Origin of the sequence: Chryseobacterium endalhagicum, from assembly GCF_016745235.1 — a bacterium.
GTDB lineage: Bacteria > Bacteroidota > Bacteroidia > Flavobacteriales > Weeksellaceae > Chryseobacterium > Chryseobacterium endalhagicum.
On sequence record NZ_JAELVM010000003.1, the window covers coordinates 356,039 to 377,373 of the forward strand.

The following is a 21,335-nucleotide window of genomic DNA, read 5'->3' on the forward strand; positions in this document are numbered from 1 at the left end:
TTCCTTCAAGAACAGGAATCAGTTTAAACCTTTTTATTCCCTTTTTTCTGAAAGGCATAATACGTCATCACTACACTTACTGCCATTAAAACAAAGGCAAGGAAGAACGGTGCTCCGGAAAATTCAAACGGTGCTTCATCATGGGTAAAATAGTAAAACAGATTGGTCATCAATGGAGGCCCTATAATGGAAGTAGCACTCATCAGGCTGGTTAAGGCTCCCTGAAGCTCTCCCTGTTCATTGGAAGGAACACTTTTCGTGATTACGGACTGAAGTGCAGGTCCGCAGATCCCACCCAAACAGTAAGGAATCAGAAATGCAAACATCATCCACCCTTCGGTAGCAAAAGCAAAGAGCAGCATTCCTACTGCATATAGAGCCAACCCGTAATAAATACTTTTCTCTTCTCCTAACCTTGGAGTTGTCCAGCGGATCAGAACGCCCTGAACCAAACCTACTAAAAGTCCGACCGCTCCCAATGAAAGCCCAACCATTCTTTCGGTCCAGCTAAATTTATACATGGTGAAAAAACTCCAGTTGCTCTGTACAGCGTGTCCGGCAATATAGATTAAAATCAGGGCAACGATAAGTCCTGAAATTTCAGGATGCTTTCCTAAAAACTTAAATGAACCAACAGGATTCGCTCTTTTCCAGTCGAATTCTCTTCTTTTATCTTTATCTAAACTTTCCGGCAGAATAAAATAACCATACAGGAAATTTAGCAGACACAAAACCGCTGCTGCATAGAAAGGTACTCTGGCACCGTAATGCCCCAGAACGCCGCCCAATACAGGCCCGATAATAAATCCAATCCCGAATGCAGCCCCAATAAGTCCAAAGTTCTTGGCCCGGTCTTCATCTGTAGAAATATCAGCAATATATGCACTGGCCGTTGTTACACTGGCTCCTGTGATCCCCGCAATAACCCTTCCCAGGAAAAGCCACCAGATCGTCGGCGCCAGAGCCAGGAAAATATAATCGACGGCAAACCCGAAAAGCGAAATCAGAATAATAGGCCTCCTTCCGTATTTATCGCTCAGATTTCCTACCACCGGAGAAAAAATGAACTGGGTAAATGCATAGGCAAAACCAAGCCAGCCGCCATATTTTGCCGCTTCACTGATATCTGCGTGGATGAGCTCCTCAATCAATTTAGGAACTACAGGAATAATAATTCCCCATCCTGTAATATCAATCAGTAAGGTGATAAATATAAAGCCAATGGCTGCTTTTTTCTTTGAGTTTTCCATAGTGGTGCAAAATTAATCAAATCTGAAATATAATGGATCTAAATTGTGAGGGATTTGAGATACGGGGTCTTGGGTGTGTGAGGTTCGGGTTTAAAGGTTGCGGAATATGGGTTTGTTGTAATTGACGGGTGTAAAATGGTAGCTTCGAGAACCTCAGCTACCGGCTATTTGTCGTTTATACGATACTCCCGGGCTTACTTTACAGACCTTCATACTCTAATACTCTAATACTCTATCACGCTCCAACCCCGTAACTCTCAAACTCGAAACCCGCACCCCGAACAAAAAAAAGACCGCCTCTTTCGAAACGGTCTTTACTTATTTATTGTAGTTTATTTTACTTTGTAGCAAGTCCTTCTTTGGTGCTGGTGGATTTACCATGTACGTCTTCTTCTTTCCCCGTTTTAAGGAAATCGTACGCGATAGCCGATGCAATAAAGATGGATGAATAGGTACCGAATCCAATACCAATCAACATCGCAAACATGAATCCTCTCAGGTTATCTCCACCAAAGATGAAGATCGCCAGGATCACAAGGATCGTTGTGAATGAGGTGTTGAATGTTCTACCTAAAGTACTGGAGATAGAGTCATCAAATAATCCTGCTAATGTTAAAGATTTCTTCTCTCTTAAATATTCTCTAATTCTGTCGAAGATAATTACGGTATCATTGATTGAGTATCCTAATACGGTAAGGATCGCTGCAATGAAATCCTGGTTGATCTCCATGTTGAACGGCATATATTTGTGAAGCAGTGAATAAGCTCCAAGGATAATTACCGCATCGTGGAATAGGGCTGCTACCGCACCAAGAGAGAACTGCCATTTTCTAAATCTTACAAGGATATAGATAAAGATTCCCGCAAGGGCCGCCACTACTGCAAGGATACCGTGAGTTTTGATATCGTCTGCTACCGTAGGTCCTACTTTTTCAGAAGAGATGATCCCTGCGTGTTCTTTATCAGCAGATTTGAAATCTGATAAAGTAATTCCTGCAGGAAGATTGGATTTAAGACCTTCGAATAATTTTTGCTCGATGATCTGGTCAGCTTTTAAAGATTCATCTTCAATCAGATAATCGGTAGAGATCTTTAACTGCTTGTCGTTTCCAAAAGTTTTAGCTTCTACGGAAGAGTTCTTCCCGTCTTCAGTTTTGAATGTTTTTACTAAAGCTTCTTCAACATCATTGGCATTAACCGCTTTGTCAAATCTTACCACATAGTTTCTACCACCGGTAAAATCAATACCGTATTTGAAACCGTGCGTTGCAATGGAAACAATACAGATCACTGTAAGCACTGCAGAAATGATATAAGCATATTTTCTTTTTCCGATGAAATCGATCCATGTATTTCTGAACAGGTTTTTCGTAGGTGCTGTCCATACGGAAAGACCTTTTCCTTTGTTCAGTCTGCTGAAGATCATTACTCTTGAAAGAAGTACGGATGTGAATAAAGTCATCACGATACCAATCATAAGAGTTAATGCAAAACCTTTAATAGGTCCTGTTCCGAAGAAGAATAGTACAACTGCAGTTAGTAACGTTGTTGTATGTCCGTCGATAATCGCATTCAATGCATGTTTGAAACCGTCTTTGTATGCTTCAAGAATGCTTTTTCCTGCGAATAGTTCTTCTTTTGTTCTTTCATAAATAATTACGTTCGTATCTACCGCCATGGCCATTGTAAGTACAATACCCGCGATACCAGGAAGCGTAAGTGTAAAGTCTCCGGAATCCATAATTCCGAAAATATAGAATAAGTTGATGATCATTGCAATTACAGCGTACACTCCTGCACCACCGTAATAGAAAATGATATAAACAATGATAATTAAGAAGGCAATGGCAAATGAAATCACACCCGCGTTGATAGATTCCTGTCCTAATGAAGGTCCTACAACAGTAGCCTGAACTACTTTAGCACCTGCCGGTAATTTACCAGCACCAAGAACGTCTACCAATTCTTTAGCTTCCTCCTGAGAGAAGTTACCAGAGATCTGAGTTCTACCGTTAGGGATAGCACCCACAACATTCGGAGCGGTATACACTCTTCCGTCCAATGTTACTGCAACTGGTCTTCCTACGTTTTTCTCAGTTAATGTTTTCCATTCTTTAGCACCTTTAGAGTCCATCTGCATGTCTACCACTACTCTGCTCAGCTCATCATAGCTGATGCTTGCCGTTTCAACCGCACCGTCTACCGGAGCTTTCTGGTTGATATTCCCTCTGATGGCGTACAATACCAGACTTTCGGAATCCGTAGCTTCCGGCTTGTAGCCCCACATAAACTGGGTATATTTAATGTTTGCTGGACGTAAGGACTGACCTACTTTGCTGTTCAGGATCTTGTTTACAACCGCTGTATCAGATAGTTTTACACTTCCTACAGCACTTTGAGTCATTGATTTCCCTCCCTGCAAGATGTTCATGAAGTTGACATTTTTAGCCACTCCCATTGAATCACCTTTGATAGCCACCATCGTAGACAGTGTCTGGAAATAAGGAGCAACCTCATTGATTTGCTGTACTTCCCAGAACTGAAGTTTTGCAGACGTCTGAAGCATTTTCTTCACTTTGTCAATATCCTTCATACCAGGCATTTCCACTGAAATTCTTGCCGTACCAGGAACTCTCTGAACGTTAGGCTGGATCGCTCCAAGCTTATCAATTCTGGTTCTGATTACTTCAAAAGCAGTCCCTACAGAAAGGTCGATTCTTCTTTTGATGATGCTTTTTACCTGATCATCAGAAGTATTGTACTTAATCTCTGATAAATTTGTATTTCCGAAAAGTTCAGGATCAGCAAGCTTAAGGTTGGTTCCTTTTGCTTTATTGATCGCCTCAAACTGGTCGAAGAAATTATCAATATAAGATTTTGTAGAATTCTTCTGAACTTCATCTGTCTTGTTTAAAGCCTCGATAAGAACAGGGTTGGTAGAATAATTCGTTAAATCATTCACCAGGTCTCTTTGGTTAATTTCCAAAAGAACGTTGATCCCGCCTTTAAGGTCAAGACCAAGTTTCATTTCCTTGTCTTTGGCTTTAGTGTAATAAAGTTTTGTGAATCCCAGGTTCAAAGTATCTTCTTTAGAAAGTCTTGCGATTTCTTTCTGATACTTTTCTGGATTGTCTCCTGCAACAGCAGTCGCCTGCTTTTCAATTTTGCTGGCGTACCAAGTTGGTAATAGCTCATTTAAGCAAATTAACCCTAGTACAATAGCAACAATTGTAATAAGTCCTTTTCCTTGCATTTTGTTATAACTACGTTAAATTAAGTCGGCAAATATAATGATTTTATTATTATTTTATGAATTTTTTAACAGCAGAAATGGTTTATTTTCAGATATATCGGGGTTTTAATTTCTATTTAAGATTTAATAATTATTCTTCCTTATCGTAATGAAATTTTCAAATTTTAATTGGTATAAAATTTTCATTCACTTATCAATACACTAAATATCAAAATATTATGAAAAAACTATTTTTTACCTTAAGCATTTTTACCTCTTTAATCCTTAATTCTCAAAGTATTAATTTGGTAGAATTTGCATCGGGATTTACCAGTCCCGTTGAAATTACGAATGCAGGAGACACCCGTCTTTTTGTCGTCCAGCAAGACGGAATTATTAAGATCGTACAGCCTAATGGAACAACGAACAGCGCTGATTTTATCAATATCAGCTCCAAGGTTCTTTATGGCGGAGAAAGAGGTCTTCTAGGGCTTGCCTTCCATCCCCAATATTCCACAAACGGCTATTTCTTCGTTTATTACAACAATACCGCGGGAAATATTATTGTGGCGAGGTATTCGGTCAATTCTACCAATCCGGATATTGCCGACCCAACTTCAGAAAAAATACTGCTGAATATTCCAAAACCATTTGACAATCACAATGGAGGAAGCATTCATTTTGCCCCTGACGGAAATTTATGGATCGTGACAGGAGATGGCGGAAGCGGAGGAGACCCCAATAACAACTCCCAGAATAAAAATTCACTTTTGGGAAAAATGCTTAGGATAGATGTGAATGCAACGGGTCCATATAATATTCCACCGGACAATCCATTTGCAGGAGCGGTGGCCGGATCTGATGAAATCTGGGCTTACGGACTCAGAAATGCATGGAAATTTTCGTTTGATACAAATACCGGCAATGTCATGATCGCGGATGTGGGCCAGAATGCCATTGAGGAAATCAATAAGATGCCTGTTACACAGGCGGGAGTCAATTACGGATGGCGCTGCTACGAAGGAAATTCGGCTTACAATACTGCAGGATGTGCAGCTATGTCTACGATGACCTTCCCTGTGGCCGTTTATAATCATTCCGGAGGAAGATGTTCCATCACGGGAGGTTATGTGTACCGTGGAACCCAGTATCCTTCGCTTCAGGGGAAATATATCTTTGCTGACTACTGCTCTACCCAGATCGGAGTTTTAAATGCTGATAATTCTATCGTTTGGAGCCCGGCAAGTTCAGGGAATAATTTTTCAACCTTCGGGCAGAATTCCCAGAAAGAGCTTTTTGTAGCTGCGGTGACCAGTGGAAAAGTATTTAAAATCACGACGGGAACTCTAGCGACAGATGAAACAGTTAATTCAAATTCCATATACATTCATCCTAATCCTGCTTCCGAAAAAGTATTTGTGGAAGGCTTGGATATGATCAACAGTACAGCAGAATTGTTCAGTACGGAAGGAAAATTAGTTTTGGATAAAGCAAAAATTGAAAATGACGGAAGTATTGATATTACAGGAATTCCTCCGGGAGTTTATTATCTGATCATTAAATCGGGAGAGGTTAAATCTTACAGCCAGAAGCTGATTATTAAATAGTCGAGGTTCGGGATTCAAGGTCCGGGATTCGGGATTCGGGATTCGGGATTCGGGTGTTGAAGTTTGAGGGTTCGAGAGTTAATGGGTTTGAGAATGTTGTCAGTTGCTGGTTGGTAGTAATTAAGTTAATGATTTATTGTCTGAAATCCGACGTCTTGGTTCTTGGTTCTTGGTTCTTGGAATCTAAAATTCACCATTCACTTGCAAAGCAAAACTCACCATTGACATCTTCCAACTTCAATCTCAGCCTTAACCTAAAAGTCTCATGTCTGAAATCTGATGTCTTGCATCTTGGCTCTTGATTCTTGACTCTTGACTCTTGAGTAAATAAAAAACTCTAAGGCCTCAATATTCGTTTATTGGGGTCTTTTTTTAAATAAAGAAAAGCTGTTGTTATGAATACAGGAAGCAGCAAAACACATCTTTCAAGTTTCGGAATCCTTTCTATTTCATTTTCAAAAAGAGTATTCTGAAAAACGGCTACAAGAACCGCTGAAACAATAAAAAGTAAAATTTCAAACCATGAAAGCTTTTCGTCCGGAGTTTCCACATCGGAAAATCTGTTGCTTACAATCCAAAATCCGAGGAAAAGCACCATAAAAGGGAATGCCCATATCCTGAAACTGTCCCAGGCAATGGCATGAAGCAGAAGCGGAAATAAGGAAACCGCTATCAGAAGCAGAAGAATGTATTTGTTTACTTTCCTGAATTCCCTGCATGCAAGCCAGATGACAAACAAGATAGGAAGTCCGAACTTAACCGTATTTCTAGAAAAAAAGAGCCTGTCTATAAAAAACCGACTTTCCTGTTTAAGATAAGTTCCGAAACTTTCTGTATAAGCAGAAGAGATCATCTTTGCCACAGGTCTGCTTATAAAGCCGGTACTTCTAAGGTAATGAAAAATTAACTGCTGATTTTCTTTCCCGTACAATTCCTGATAAAAAGATACAGAAAGAGTAGCTACAACGGGTAGAAACAGAAATAAGCCTGCTTTTTTGAACATTTCTGATGACAGAACCCATGTTTTACCCGGCATTTCATACACCAGAAGTGCAAAAAGGCAAACGGGAACCATCAGAAAAAATGAGATCTCGTGTACAACAACACAAAATACGGTAAGCAGCGACGCCAGAAAAACTTTTTTATGCCTGATCAAATAAACCGCCAGTATGGTCAGAAGGAAGATCAGATGATCAAGATAGCCGATAAGATGTGCAGAGAGCACTACATATTGTGAAAGAAAAAAGACCAGATAAAACAAAACCTTTCTGATGCTGTATTTCTGCAGCGTATGACGGACAGCAATAATGAGTAATGCCGTATACAGCAGCAATAAAATAACGGCAGACAGAATCTGGATATTCAATAGGTTTTTCTCAAAAAAGAAACCGAAAATTTCTCCGGCAAGTCCCCTCTTTATAAATCCAAACCGGTAATCCATCAGCCAATGGGCCTCAGACCACTGATTGGGAAGTCTTATGGTTTTAATCACACTGAAGGCCAGCGCATATACATACAGAAAAACGATCAGGAACTTCCGGTTCATATTTATTTCTATATCGTCATGGAGAAGATCCTCGTTTCCGGTTTATTTCTCATCATCCTGAGATCAAAAACCATAGCCACATTCCTCGTAAATGCTCTTCCTTTTTCAGTAATTTTAATCTGATTATCGTAAATCTCCACCAACTCGTCTCTTTCCATTTCTTCCAGCATCTCCAGGGCATTTTCAAGTCCCGGGAAGGAATTCTTATCGGTAAAAGTGGTTTCAAGCTGACACATCAGGTTGAGAATATGTCTTCTTACGGTAAGATCCTCTTCATCAAGAATATGTCCTTTTACAACAGGAATCTGTCCTTCTTCTACAATTTTCTGATACTCTTCCACCGTTTTTACGTTCTGGGCAAAAGCATACCATGAATCTGAGATCGCAGACATTCCAAGCCCTACCATCAGCTGGGTATTGCTTGAAGTGTAGCCCATAAAATTCCTGTGAAGTTTTTTCTGAATCAGGGATTGGTAAAGATCATCGTGCTCCAGTGAGAAATGATCCATTCCCACCTCGATATATCCTAAATCCTCAAGAAGTTTTTTTCCATCTTCGTACAGACGGCGTTTTTCTTCACCACTCGGAAGGTCATTTTCATCAAATCCTCTCTGCCCTACTCCTTTTACCCATGGAACATGTGCATAAGAATAGAAAGCAAGCCTGTCCGGTTTCAGTTCCATCGTTTTTCTGATGGTATGTTCCATCGCCTCCCAGTTCTGGTGCGGAAGTCCGAATACCAGATCATGGCTGATTCCTCTGTAGCCTATTTCTCTCGCCAGCTCGGTAACTTCTTTTACTTTTTCATAAGACTGGATTCTGTTGATGGCTTTCTGAACTTTAGGATCGTAATCCTGTACTCCAAAACTCACTCTTCTGAAGCCAAGATCATATAAGGTCTGAAGATGATCTTTGGTGGTATTATTCGGGTGTCCTTCAAAAGAAAATTCAGGATGTTCTGCAATGTCCACTGTTTCAAAGATCCCTTCCAGTAATGTTTTTAAATTTTTCGGTGAAAAGAAAGTGGGCGTACCACCTCCCAGGTGGAGTTCTTTCAGCTTCGGTCTTTCTTCAAAAAGTTCAAGATAGAGCTTCCACTCTTTCAAAACGCTTTCCAGGTATGGAATTTCAACGCTATGCTGTTTCGTAATACGTTTGTGGCATGCACAGAAAGTACACAGTGCCTCGCAGAACGGCAGGTGGATATAAATAGAAATTCCCTCCTCTGCATTGCTCTCATGAAAAGACCTGATCACACTATCCCTCCACTTTTCGGGCGAAAACGTAGTTTCATCCCAATAAGGAACGGTAGGATAAGATGTGTAACGCGGCCCGGGAATGTTGTATTTATCTATTAAAGAGTTCATCTGAAAATTTAAGGTATTATTGAATCATGAAATCTGACTTCCCATCAGTTTCATTCTGCAAAATTAACCATTAGTAATGAATTTTAAACCATGAATTATATTAGGCCGTATTTTATAATGAGTCTAAATACGACGGTTGCTGGAATTTCCCGGATAATGATAAATTCTATACGTAAGATTTAAAATTCTGATTTAATTAATTTAAAAAAAACAAAATCTAGTTAAATTTTAACTTCATCACGGAAATCTTACTGTTTCCAGCCAGGACAACAGTGCTATTGTCCACCCAGTCGCAAACGAAAAAGCCTTTTTCATCGGAAATTTTCTTCCAGGTTTTTCCAAAGTCGGAAGAATAACTGATATGCTGATCGCCCACCGCTATAATCTCCTTCCCTTTGGAACCCGGTTTTATCTTTACACAGGTTGTATAGCCTGCATTCTGGCCTGAAGCCTGAATCTGCCAGGTCTTTCCGCCATCTGTGGAAGTGGCAATATTATTTACGTTAGCAGCCTGTTTGGTATAATCACCGCCTGCTGCAATTCCGAACTTCTCGCTGTCGAAATCTATAGAATACATTCCCTGTGAGGATTCTCCCTGAATAAAAGGCGTTTCAAAAATGTCCAGTTTTTCATTCTTTACATCCATTCTCAAAATCCTTGATGCTTTTCCTCCGGTAGCGATCCATAAGAAATCTTTGGATGAAGCAATATTGGTATTGCTGGCTGCAAAGGCTGCTTCACCAGGATTCAATTTCAAACTGTTATTGAACATACTCCACTTTCCTTTTTGGTACACCGCCAGCTTCAACAGATTATCCTGATCCGCATCACTAAAGGTATAAGCCAACTGATCATTCACGAAATGCAGGGCATCATAAAAAGCAGTTTTTACAGTATCTGTATAAACAATTTCCGTTTTCAGGTCTTTTTTATCAATTTTATAAAAATAAGCCGGACTTCCAACGTTGATGGCAAAAAAAGATTTTTTATCCTGTCCCAGCGTCCGGAATTCCAGTTTTTTATCAGACAGTATGATTTGTTTCTGATTTTTGGAATCTTTAAGATCTACATACCCGAATTTGGAATCTGTTCCGCTGTACCAGACCTTATTATCATACAATTCAACAGCTCTTATACTTATTTTTTCATTCAAAATAGGAGTAAGACTCTCAATCTGCTGGGAAAATGCCAACAGCCCCACGCAGGAAAATAAAAGGGAAAATGTTTTTTTCATAAGTAACAAAAATAAAAAATCCGCAGAATATCTGCGGATTGTGATTATATTTTTTTAAGGTTTTTCCAAAGGCTCCTGTTCTGCTTTAAAAGTTTCTCCATAGCCTCCGTTCTGAAGCTTGGAATGTTTTTTACTGTACAGGAAGTACACAAAGAATCCTATGATCAGCCATGCAAAAGAATACATCTGTGCTTCTTTGCTCAGGTTGAAGATCAGATAAACGTTGATCGCAATACCTAAACACGCGATTAAAGGAAGTGCAGGCACTTTAAAGTTTCTCTGAAGGTTCGGTTCTTTCACTCTTAATACCCAAACGGCAACACAAACCATGGTGAACGCAAATAAAGTTCCGAAACTTGTCATGTGTGCAAGATCATTAATTGGCGTCAATGAAGCAACAATAGCAATCACTACTCCCAAAATAAGAAGGTTCTTTGTAGGAACTCCTGTTTGAGGGTTTACTTTTGAAAAAGTAGCTGGAATCAATCCGTCTTTGGACATTCCTAAGAAAATTCTTGACTGTCCCATAATCATTACCATCAATACGGAAATCAATCCTACAGTAGCGGCAATGGTGATAATATATCCTGCCCATGCATATCCTGCAATATCAAAGGCATATGCTACAGGAGCTTTGATGGCATCAGGATATTTTCCAAGCGGATTAAAGTCCGTATAATGCATCATACCTGTCAACACCAAAGAAACAAGGATGTATAATAATGTACAGATGATCAACGAAGCGATGATGGCAAATGGTACATCTTTTTTAGGGTTAATCGCTTCTCCCGCCTGAGTGGAAACCGCATCGAAACCTACATAAGCAAAGAAAATGGCGGATGCCCCGGCCACTACTCCGGCCAGACCATAAGCGGAGTGCGAGACGCCGTTTTCTGTAATGGTGGTAGGCTCAGGAATGAAAGGAATCCAGTTTTTAAATGGCTCTGCAGAGTTTAAAATAATAAATGCTCCGGCAACGATCACAAAAATAATAGCGGAAACTTTAAGCACTACAATAAAGTTATTGGCTTTGGCTGCTCCTTTTGTTCCTCTTACAAGAATTGAGATCACAAAGAAAACAATTAAAAATGCCGGCAGGTTCATAGAGAAGCCGGAATTTCCTGCAGCAATATAAGTCTGTGGGTCCGTTGTAAGATAATCCGGAAGATGCAAACCAAACATTTTGAGGAGCTTTCCAAAATATCCCGACCAGGAAACGGCGACGGTCATAGATCCCATTGCGTATTCCAGTATAAGCCCCCATCCGATGATCCAGGCAAAAATTTCCCCTACTGTTCCATAAGCGTAGGCGTAAGCCGAACCTTCTACCGGAAGAATGGAAGCGAACTCTGCATAGCAAAGTGCAGCAAATACACAGGCGATCCCCGCAATTACGAATGATAGTGCCAGTGCAGGCCCTGCATTATAATAAGCACCCGTTCCCGTAAGTACAAAGATTCCTCCTCCGATAATTGCTCCGATCCCGATAGCAGTAAGGCTCCATTTTCCCAGAACACGTTTCAGCTGACTCTTTTTGATATCGGCTTCATAGGCGCTCATTGGTTTCTTAACCCAAATTTTAGACATGTTTTTTTATTTAATTAAAGATTTACGAAAATATAAAAATTTTATAAACCTTAACGTTTATTGATAAACTTTCATGATTTATTTTAAATAAAAGGATTTAAAAATCTGATTTACACATTATTTAAATTATTTTTAAAAGTCTCATTTTTTACGTATTTTTGATCGCATGAATTTATATGATCTTTTCGTCAAGCCGTATGAAAACTACAGTGCTGTGCAAATTCTGCTTGAAGCTTCCGGTACATTTTTCGGAATTTTAAGCGTGTATTTTTCAATTAAAAAAAATATCTGGGTATACCCTACCGGCATTGTTTCTACGCTGATCTATGTTTATATTCTGTTCAATTTCGGACTGCTTGGCGACTGTATGATCAATGTATACTATACGGCAATGAGTATATACGGCTGGATTTTATGGTCAAAAAATTCCGAAGATCATATTCACGTGGAAGTTACGTGGGCTACAAAAAAGGAAAGAATATTGGCCACATTCCTATTTATAATAAGTCTCGCGCTGGTTACCCTTATTTATTATTACAAACCTTATATTGACAATCAGTTTTCTATGGAAGGAACCCATCTGGGTTTATATCATCTGGACTGGGCCAACTGGCTGGATGTTTTAACAACTTCAATATTTTTAGTGGGTATGTGGTTTATGGCCAGACAGCGCATTGAGAACTGGATTTTCTGGATTATCGGAGATCTTATTTGTATCCCGATGATGATTTTTAAGGAGCTTGGCATCACTTCGGTTCAATATTTGGTATTTACTATAATGGCTATCCTCGGATACCTTAACTGGAAAAAAAGTTTAAAAGAAAAAAGTACAATAAAGTCATGAAAAATTTATTTAAAATAGCACTCAGTATCGTAGCTATTAGCAGTTTAACCTCATGTCTGGCAGCATATACAGACGGATATTCGGATAATGGGTACGGAGATCCTTATTATAATAACGGATATTATTATGCTCCTTCCGGATATTACGGAAATGGCGGTTATTATGGAAATGACGGCTACTACTATAGAAACGACGTTAATTACTATTATGATAACGGTGTTCCTTATTACTATTATAATAATGGAAACGACCGACGAAAAGTATACGTGGAAAGAAAAACCACTGTAACTTCTTCAAGATCCAACGGATTCCGAAATACAGGGAATAATAACAATGGAGGCAGAACCAACAGTAATAACGGAGGTTTCAGCAATGGTAACAGAACCACCAGCAACAATGGCGGATTCAGAAGTTCGAACAGTAACAACTCCAATAACAGCCAGCGACCGCAGAGCAACCAAAACAACAGCGGCTTCAGAGGACAAAACACGAATTCGAATACTCAGAGACCTCAGACCAATCAGAATAACAGTGGTTTCAGAAACTCGCAGCAGAACCAGAACCAAAGTACAACCAGACCTGCGGAATCTTCCAACAGCGGTTTCAGGGGAAGCACAAGCACCCAGAACACTCAGCAGAACAGCGGTACTACAAGACAGCAGTCCAGCGGAGGCGGATTTAGATAAAACGATTATAAATAAGAAAACGGACAGCTAACACTGTTCGTTTTTCATTTTAAATATATTAATTTTGCTCGTTAATTTTAGACTAAAAATATGGAATTTTATAAATATCAGGGAACGGGAAACGATTTTGTCATGATAGACAACCGTGACCTGCAGTTTCCCAAAGAAAAGGATCTTATAGAAAAATTATGTGACAGACGTTTCGGAATTGGTGCCGACGGTCTTATCCTTCTGGAAAATGATGATGCCTATGATTTCAAAATGGTATATTATAATTCAGACGGCGGCGAAAGCACGATGTGCGGAAACGGCGGAAGATGTCTGGTAGCCTTTGCTTTCTTTCTGGATATTTTTGAAGACAAATGTAAATTCATTGCTACAGACGGTGAACATGAAGCTGAAATCTATAACGGGATCATTAAATTAAAAATGATTGATGTGGATACTATTTCAGGGGACGGTGAGGATACGGTAATGAACACGGGATCTCCCCATTATGTAAAATATGTGGAAGATCTGGTGAATTACAACGTTTTTGCCCAGGGAAACGGGATCAGAAATTCAGAAAAATATAAAGAAAAAGGCATCAATGTAAATTTTGTAGAAAAAATTACGGATGATGAAATTTTCGTAAGAACCTATGAACGAGGCGTTGAGGACGAAACTTACAGCTGCGGAACAGGAGTTACCGCTTCTGCTTTAACTTTTCTGCAAAAACATAATCTAATCTCTGTAAAAGTTAAAACTTTAGGTGGAAATCTTAAAGTTCATGCTGAGAAAAACGGAAATTCTTTTCAAAATATTTGGCTGGAAGGTCCTGCGAAGCAAGTTTTTAGAGGTAAAACAGATCTTATTTAAAAACAAACTTTTAATCAACTCTTTTTAATAATGAAAAAAACGGTTCTCATTATCGCTCTGCTTGTTTTTGGAGCGGCTGGATTTTTTGGTTTGAGATTCTATAATAAATATTACGGAAACAACGTGGAAAAGGACGGTTATGTTCTTATCCCGCATAAAGCAAATTTCAAGCAGATCCTTGATTCTGTGGGGCCGTACGTAAAAGATAAAGAAGCTTTTGAAGCGGTGGCCAGAGATAAAGATCTGGAAAAATATTTCAAGCCGGGAAGGTATCATTTTCAGTCCGGGGCGGGAAATACCAATCTTGTGAACATGATCAAAGCTGGAAATCAGTCTGAAAACAGTTTCAGAATCGGAGATTTCGGGGATATGTACCAGATGATCGGTAAGGTGACCAAAAAGACGGAGCTGGATTCTTTGCATTTTGTGAATGATCTGAACCAAGTGGCCGTAGAAAAAGGCTATAAAAATGCGGAGGATCTGAAGAAATATTTTTTCATTGATACGTATAATTTTTTCTGGACGGTAAGCCCGAGAGAATTCTTCAATAAATTTGATGAGCAGTACAATGAATTCTGGACCAGCGAAAGAAAAAATAAGGAACAGCAGTCCGGTCTTACCAGAGATCAGATCTACTCGCTGGCATCTATTGTTTATAAAGAATCCGGGGGTAAAAAGGATGAAATGAAGACCATCGCCGGATTATACCTGAACCGTTTCAGAAAAGGAATGAAATTACAGTCTGATCCTACCGTGATTTATGCAATCAACAAGCAGACTAATTTTAAAGAGCCGATCAAAAGGGTTTTATATAAACATTTGTCTACCCCATCACCGTACAATACCTACGCGAATGCAGGAATTCCTCCGGGACCTATCTGTGTAGTAGATAAAAACTCTGTTGATGCTGTTTTAAGCCCGGAGAACAATAATTATATATTTATGTGTGCTGATCCTGCAAGATTCGGTTTTCACAAATTTACGGACAGCGCCGAGGAGCATGCCATCAATGCAAAAGCGTATCAGGACTGGCTGAATTCCAAAAATATTAAATAGGAAATAAATTTAACGTTATTTTAACAATACAATAATTAACTTTTAACAATTACATACGACTTATACATCTATAAATAATACATAAATCTTAACATTCTGAAAATTAACCCAATTAATAATTTCACAATATTAAGGCTTATAAATTCATGATTTTACACAAAAAATACCTTATGAATCAGACGGAAATTGTCAACATTTTCACAAAAAAAACACTGGCGCTTACTTTTGTACTTTCAGCGGCAGCCATGGCTTTCGCACAGGAAAAAGCCGGGGTTACGGGAATGATTGTCAACAAGAACAACCAGCCGGTTCCTTATGCTTCTGTGACGTTCAGCAATAAAGTGAACAAAACATTAAGCGATGCTGTATTGACCGATGAAAAGGGACAGTACAGCCTGGAATTAGCTCCTGGAAACTATGATATCACAGTAGAAGCTATCGATTACAAGAACAGCACTATTACTAAAAATATTGCGGGTGCCGGAAATATCGGAGCCTTATCTATAGAGCCTGAAGCGACCAGTACGGTAGGTGCAAAAACACAGGAAATCCAAGGTGTAGTGATCACAGCTGCTGCCACAAAAGCTTATAAAGTTGAGCTTGACAAGAAGACGTATGATCCTTCGCAGGATATTGTAAGCAAGGGCGGAAACCTTCAGGATGTTCTTACCAATGTTCCTTCTGTTTCTGTAGATACGGATGGTACGGTTTCTATGAGAGGAAATACCAACGTAAGGTTTCTGATTAACGGAAAACCATCTTCTCTTCTGGGTGTTGATGATGGAGCGAATGCTTTACAAAGTATTCCGGCTGATCAGATTGAAAGAATTGAAGTGATTACGAATCCTTCTTCTAAATTTGAAGCAAGTGGTACGGCAGGTATTTTAAATATTATTCTGAAAAAAGATAAGAAGCTGGGCTTCAACGGAAGCGTTACAGGAAGTATAGGCTATTTGCCGAGAACCAACCTTAATGCTAACCTGAACTGGAGAAAAGGAAACTGGACCTGGTTCGTGAATGGCGGCGGCGGCTATCAAAGAAATGAAAGTACCAGCAGGAATTTAACGATAAGAAAGGATGACATCAGCGCACTGGATCCAACCAAAGCATTTCCTTTTACACAGTATTCCAATCAGGATGGTAAAACCAAAAGAGAGGGTGACAATTACAATTTGAATGCTGGATTTACCCATGATTTCAGTGATAAAACCTCGATTAACTTTTCCGGTATGATCAGAAGTTTTGATAATGATTCAAAAACGCTGAATACTTATAATGAGATCGTGTATGCGAATCCCACTACATATAATAATATCCTAAGAGAAAGAAACAGCTTCGGAAACAGTAAAAACTTCGCAACACAGTTCGACCTTGGCCTGGACCAGAAAATCGGCGATAACGGACAGCTTCTTGCTGCTTCTGCCAGCTACCAGACCAATAAAACTGACGGGGTGAACCAGATTGTTCAGACGTCTTTTAAAGATGGCGTTCTTCAGTCAACAGGGAATTCCATCAACAATGTGACTACGAACTCCCAAACGGATACTTTTATAGGAAAACTGGATTATGAGCTTCCGATAGGAGAACAATCAAAATTTGAAGCCGGAGCACGTTACGATTACAATAAAAATACCTACGATTATTTTGTAGATCAGAGCAATAATGGAGGTACAGCTTTTACAAGATATGATTTTACGAGTAACACGGTATATTCTGAGAATATTTTAGGAATATATGCGCAGTTCAAAAGCAAGATCGGAGAAAAATTTGCTTATCAGGTTGGTTTAAGAAGTGAAACCTCTAAAATTGATATTAACTTCCAAAACTATGATGAAAACGGAAATCCCAAGTATACACCGGAAGTCAATAAAAACTACACCAAGCTCTTCCCTTCCGTATTCTTAAGCTATGATCTTGCAAAAAACAATCAGTTATTACTGAATTACTCTAGAAGGATCAACCGTCCAAGAGCTTTTTCTTTGATTCCGTTCATGTCTTTTGATGATGACCGAAACTATTTCAGAGGAAATCCTGACCTTAACCCGACTTATGAGGATTCCTTCGAATTTGGTTATAACCTTTCCAAGAAAAAATTCACGTTCAATCCAACAATTTATCTGAAAAGATCCGAGGATGAGCAGAACAGATACCAGTATGTTGATGAAGCCGGAGCTGTCAATACCATTCCTTTCAACGTAGGAACCGAAACCAATTACGGTTTGGATCTTAACGGAACGTATGACCCTTTCAGCTGGTGGAAAATGATGCTTTCCGCAGATTTGTACGGATATAAAAATACAGGGAGTTATAATTTATTCCCTGATAATCCGAAAACATTAAATGACTTTTCAGGTACAGGTTTTTCATACAGACTTCGTTTCAACAATACATTTAAGCCCACTAAAAACCTAAGCGTCCAGCTTCAGAGTTTCTACAGAGCAGGTGAAAAAACAGCGATGAATAACAGAAAAGCGATGTATGGATTCGATTTGGGAGCAAGCCAGACCATCTGGAAAGGAAATGCTACCATCGGCTTTAATATACGTGACATCTTCAATACAAGAAAAATGCGAAATTATACCAATAATGCGCAGTTTACAAGAGAGATGGAAATGCAGTGGCAGCCAAGACAGTTTGCCCTATCTTTCACTTACAGATTTAAGCAGGGTGAAAAAGTAGACACGAAACCGAAGGTTAAAAAAGATATTAACTCCAATACGAACGGAGACGACGACCAGCAAGGTCCAATGTAATACACAAAAAAATCCCGAAAAATATTTTCGGGATTTTTTTTATTTTACAGCTTCGGTTTGTTCGAATTTTTCTTTTTCAGCTTCGTAGATTCTTCGCCTGAGGTCGCTGGTAGAAAACCTGTGGTCTCTTTTGTTGTAAAAGATCTCAATACCTTTCTCTTCACAATATTTTTTACCGGTAAAGTCTCTGTCCATATAATCATCTCCAATGATTCTGACATCAATGACGAATGATTTCAGGATATCCTGAAGGTCTTCCTCCGTGTAATAAGGGATGATTTCATCTACAGCGTTGACAGCCTTTAACTGGATGTATCGCTCTACAATGGTCTGGCTGGGCTTGTTCTTATTCGGACGGTCGTGAGACGGGTCGATCTGAAGCCCTACTATTAAATAATCGCATACTGTTTTAGCTTCTTCAAGCATTTTGATATGTCCTGCATGCAGGAGGTCAAATGAAGAAAATGTAATACCTATTCTCTGTGTCTTCATATTAATGTTGATTAAAATTCCCTTATTAAAAATCCAATTTTACAATAAAAACGGGAAATTCAGGGAAAAGATTTAGTAATTTTTTATTAATGTTCTTTTAAGTTCCTTCTATCAAACGGTCTTCGATTCCAGATACTGCTGCCATTTCCAGGCTGTTCTTAAAGATTCTTCCAAAGGGGTCTCAGACTTCCAGTGAAGTTCTCTTTCAGCTTTAGTAACATCTGCGTACGCAATGGTGATATCACCTTCTCTTCTCGGGCAGATCTGGTAAGGAACCTTCACATCGTTTGCTGTTTCAAAAGCTTTCACCACTTCCAGTACTGATGAACCTTTTCCTGCTCCCAGGTTAAAAATATCAATCACTGTCTGCTCATTACTTTCCATCAGCTTCTTCAATGCACTTACATGGGCTTTCGCAAGATCAACCACGTAAATATAGTCCCGGATAGGTGTTCCGTCCGCCGTATCATAATCATCTCCCCAAATGTTCAGCTTTTCACGGATTCCTACCGCAGTCTGCATCACATAGGGAACCAGATTATTAGGCACTCCTATCGGAAGTTCACCTAATTTCCCGGAAGGATGGGCTCCAATCGGGTTAAAATATCTTAGAAGAGAGATTTTTCTCTGATAAGCTTTTGCAAAATCAATCAAAATTTCCTCTCCCATCTGCTTTGTTTTCCCGTAAACACTTTCCGGAAGTTTCAGGGGGGTATTTTCAGTGATCGGCATTTTTTCCGCCTGTCCATACACCGTGCAGGAAGAGCTGAAAATGAAATTGGAAATTCCTCTTTCTTTAAATTCCTGAAGAATATTGATGAGCGTGAATAAATTATTTTCATAATAATCTACCGGCTTTATCTGGCTCTCTCCTACTGCTTTGGAAGCAGCAAAATTGATACATCCTTCAATCTGGTGAGCGTCAAAAACCTGAGTCAGAAGTTCTCTGCGTCTCAGATCAAACGGATAAAAAAACGGCTTCTTGCCTGTAATTTCCTCAATGTTCTTTAAAATAAACCTTTCTGAGTTGGACAAGTCATCTACAATAACCACTTCATAGCCATTATTGATAAGTTCCACTACCGTGTGGGAACCAATGTATCCAAGTCCTCCTGTAACAAGTACTGCCATTTTTTAATAATATTTTTTAATCATTGTGTTTTCCCATTTCTTCTATTTCGTCATAGAATTCTTTATACTTAAATCTTTCTACAATATAAAAATATACACCAAAAAAAAGAATGAAAAGAAAGAAAGTTATAAAGTCCTCTCTTTCTATATCTGAATTCTGATTGTTTAAAAGATTCACCTCTGAAAGCTTAAATAAAAAGAAACCAATCATCATTATCAAGTTTAATCTAATAATTAATAATGCTTTCTTCATATTAAAAATTAAAGAGATCAATGATAAAGTATTGATGATTACAGCAACAATAATAGAAAAGAAATAGAAAAATTCAACATGTTGAAAATTCCAATTTTTAATCGTATGACTGTATTCTTCTTTAAAATTAATTGTTAAAAAAAATATGATAATTATATTAACAACTATAGAAAATATATGTAAAATATTACTTCTAAATATTTCCTTTTTCATTTCTCTTTAAAACAGGTTGCTATGCCATAAACTCCAACACCGCATCCGTAATATACTTCAGCTGCTCTTCGTCTAATTCCGTATGCATCGGCAGGGAAATTACCTGATCCAGAAGCTTATCGGTATTCACAAAATCTGCATCGTTGCTTTCCTGATAGTAGGCTTTCTGCTTTCTCAATGCTACCGGATAGTAGATCATAGCCGGAATTTCCTTTTCTGTAAGGAATTTCTGAAGCTCGTTACGTTTTCCGTTAAGGATTCTCAGCGTATACTGGTGGAATACATGGGTAGAACTTTCTGATCTTTTTGGGGTAAGAATATGTGCATGTCCTGCAAATGCCTCATCGTAAAAATCAGCGGCTCTTCTTCTCGCTTCGTTGTAAGAATCAAGGTGAGGAAGTTTCTTTCTTAAAACCGCAGCCTGAATGCTGTCTAATCTTGAATTCACTCCTACCTCATCATGATAATATCTTTCATACATCCCGTGGTTTACAATTCCTCTTAAACGGTGCGCCAGTTCGTCATTGTTCGTCGTAATCGCACCTCCGTCACCATAGCATCCTAAATTTTTAGAAGGGAAAAATGAAGTGGTTCCCACCGTTGCCATAGTTCCTGCATATTTCTGAGTCCCATCTGAAAACGTATACTCGGAACCTATTGCCTGAGCATTGTCTTCAATCACAAAAAGATTATGCTCTTCTGCAATTTTTAAGATTTCTTCCATATTGGCACACTGTCCGAAAATATGTACCGGAATAATGGCCTTTGTTCTTGGCGTAATCGCTTTTTTAATTTCTTCCGTAGAGATCGTGAATGTATCGTAATCTACATCTACCAGCACTGATTTCAGTTTAAGCAAATGAATAACTTCTACTGTAGCGGCAAAAGTAAAATCGGCCGTGATTACTTCGTCTCCTTCTTTCAGGTCCAAAGCCATCAGCGCGATTTGCAAAGCATCTGTACCGTTCGCACACGGGATCACATGCTTTACATCTAAATAAGATTCCAATTCATTCTGGAAAGACTTTACTTCAGGGCCGTTGATAAAAGCCGCAGAATCCATTACATTCAAAACTGCATTGTCTACATCATTCTTTATTTTGTAATACTGACTTTGCAAGTCAACCATCTGAATTTTTTTCATAAATAAATATTTGTGTAAAAATAAGGAATTTAAAATCCTATCAAAAATTTTATTGATTTTGTTTTATCTTTATAAAAAATAA

Annotated in this window: 16 protein-coding genes; 6 read left to right on the forward strand and 10 right to left on the reverse strand. The window is 38.8% G+C overall.

The window, feature by feature from the left end; translation table 11 throughout:
- Positions 1–23 precede the first annotated feature (23 nt).
- Positions 24–1,250, reverse strand: coding sequence for a TCR/Tet family MFS transporter (locus JET18_RS17345; RefSeq protein WP_202093112.1), 1,227 nt, complete (start codon positions 1,248–1,250; stop codon positions 24–26).
- A 337-nt stretch (positions 1,251–1,587) separates the two neighbouring features.
- Complete coding sequence (secD, locus tag JET18_RS17350) at positions 1,588–4,503, reverse strand: protein translocase subunit SecD (protein ID WP_202093114.1); 2,916 nt, start codon at positions 4,501–4,503, stop codon at positions 1,588–1,590.
- Positions 4,504–4,721: 218 nt separating this feature from the next.
- Between secD and JET18_RS17355 the strand changes: the two genes are divergently transcribed.
- On the forward strand, positions 4,722–6,089 hold the full coding sequence (locus JET18_RS17355; protein ID WP_202093115.1) for a PQQ-dependent sugar dehydrogenase: 1,368 nt from the start codon (positions 4,722–4,724) through the stop codon (positions 6,087–6,089).
- A 337-nt stretch (positions 6,090–6,426) separates the two neighbouring features.
- Here the strand turns inward: JET18_RS17355 and JET18_RS17360 are convergent, their stop codons facing one another.
- The 4 genes from JET18_RS17360 to JET18_RS17375 form a co-directional block, all read right to left on the reverse strand.
- A complete protein-coding gene (locus tag JET18_RS17360; protein WP_202093116.1) occupies positions 6,427–7,635 on the reverse strand; it encodes a hypothetical protein in 1,209 nt (402 codons plus the stop codon).
- An 8-nt stretch (positions 7,636–7,643) separates the two neighbouring features.
- Positions 7,644–9,002, reverse strand: a complete 1,359-nt coding sequence (gene hemN / locus JET18_RS17365) for an oxygen-independent coproporphyrinogen III oxidase (RefSeq protein WP_202093117.1) — start codon at positions 9,000–9,002, stop codon at positions 7,644–7,646.
- 217 nt (positions 9,003–9,219) lie between these two features.
- Entirely contained in the window at positions 9,220–10,236 is a 1,017-nt protein-coding gene (locus tag JET18_RS17370; protein ID WP_202093118.1) for a WD40/YVTN/BNR-like repeat-containing protein, read from the reverse strand.
- Positions 10,237–10,290: 54 nt separating this feature from the next.
- The gene (locus tag JET18_RS17375; RefSeq protein WP_202093119.1) at positions 10,291–11,823 is read right to left on the reverse strand and encodes an APC family permease; all 1,533 of its coding nucleotides are present in this window, start codon (positions 11,821–11,823) and stop codon (positions 10,291–10,293) included.
- 166 nt (positions 11,824–11,989) lie between these two features.
- Between JET18_RS17375 and pnuC the strand changes: the two genes are divergently transcribed.
- The 5 genes from pnuC (at position 11,990) to JET18_RS17400 (ending at position 18,020) form a co-directional block, all read left to right on the forward strand.
- Positions 11,990–12,667 carry a nicotinamide riboside transporter PnuC gene (pnuC, locus tag JET18_RS17380; protein WP_202093122.1) on the forward strand — a complete coding sequence of 226 codons (678 nt, stop codon included), beginning with the start codon at positions 11,990–11,992 and terminating at the stop codon, positions 12,665–12,667.
- Entirely contained in the window at positions 12,664–13,353 is a 690-nt protein-coding gene (locus tag JET18_RS17385) for a hypothetical protein (RefSeq protein WP_202093123.1), read from the forward strand. The genes pnuC and JET18_RS17385 overlap by 4 nt, the downstream gene beginning before the upstream one ends.
- Before the next feature lie 90 nt (positions 13,354–13,443).
- Positions 13,444–14,211, forward strand: a complete 768-nt coding sequence (dapF, locus tag JET18_RS17390; protein ID WP_202093125.1) for a diaminopimelate epimerase — start codon at positions 13,444–13,446, stop codon at positions 14,209–14,211.
- A 30-nt stretch (positions 14,212–14,241) separates the two neighbouring features.
- A complete protein-coding gene (gene mltG, locus JET18_RS17395; protein WP_202093127.1) occupies positions 14,242–15,267 on the forward strand; it encodes an endolytic transglycosylase MltG in 1,026 nt (341 codons plus the stop codon).
- A 170-nt stretch (positions 15,268–15,437) separates the two neighbouring features.
- A complete protein-coding gene (locus JET18_RS17400) occupies positions 15,438–18,020 on the forward strand; it encodes a TonB-dependent receptor (RefSeq protein WP_202093128.1) in 2,583 nt (860 codons plus the stop codon).
- A 39-nt stretch (positions 18,021–18,059) separates the two neighbouring features.
- Here the strand turns inward: JET18_RS17400 and JET18_RS17405 are convergent, their stop codons facing one another.
- The 4 genes from JET18_RS17405 to JET18_RS17420 all read right to left on the reverse strand — a co-directional run bounded on the left by JET18_RS17405 (position 18,060) and on the right by JET18_RS17420 (position 21,253).
- Positions 18,060–18,512: an adenylyltransferase/cytidyltransferase family protein gene (locus JET18_RS17405; protein ID WP_202093129.1), complete on the reverse strand. Its 453-nt coding sequence runs from the start codon at positions 18,510–18,512 to the stop codon at positions 18,060–18,062.
- Positions 18,513–18,623: 111 nt separating this feature from the next.
- Positions 18,624–19,643, reverse strand: a complete 1,020-nt coding sequence (galE, locus tag JET18_RS17410; RefSeq protein ID WP_202093130.1) for a UDP-glucose 4-epimerase GalE — start codon at positions 19,641–19,643, stop codon at positions 18,624–18,626.
- A gap of 16 nt (positions 19,644–19,659) precedes the next feature.
- Entirely contained in the window at positions 19,660–20,109 is a 450-nt protein-coding gene (locus JET18_RS17415; protein WP_202093132.1) for a hypothetical protein, read from the reverse strand.
- Positions 20,110–20,128: 19 nt separating this feature from the next.
- Entirely contained in the window at positions 20,129–21,253 is a 1,125-nt protein-coding gene (locus tag JET18_RS17420) for a DegT/DnrJ/EryC1/StrS family aminotransferase (protein WP_202093134.1), read from the reverse strand.
- Between the last annotated feature and the right edge of the window lie 82 nt (positions 21,254–21,335).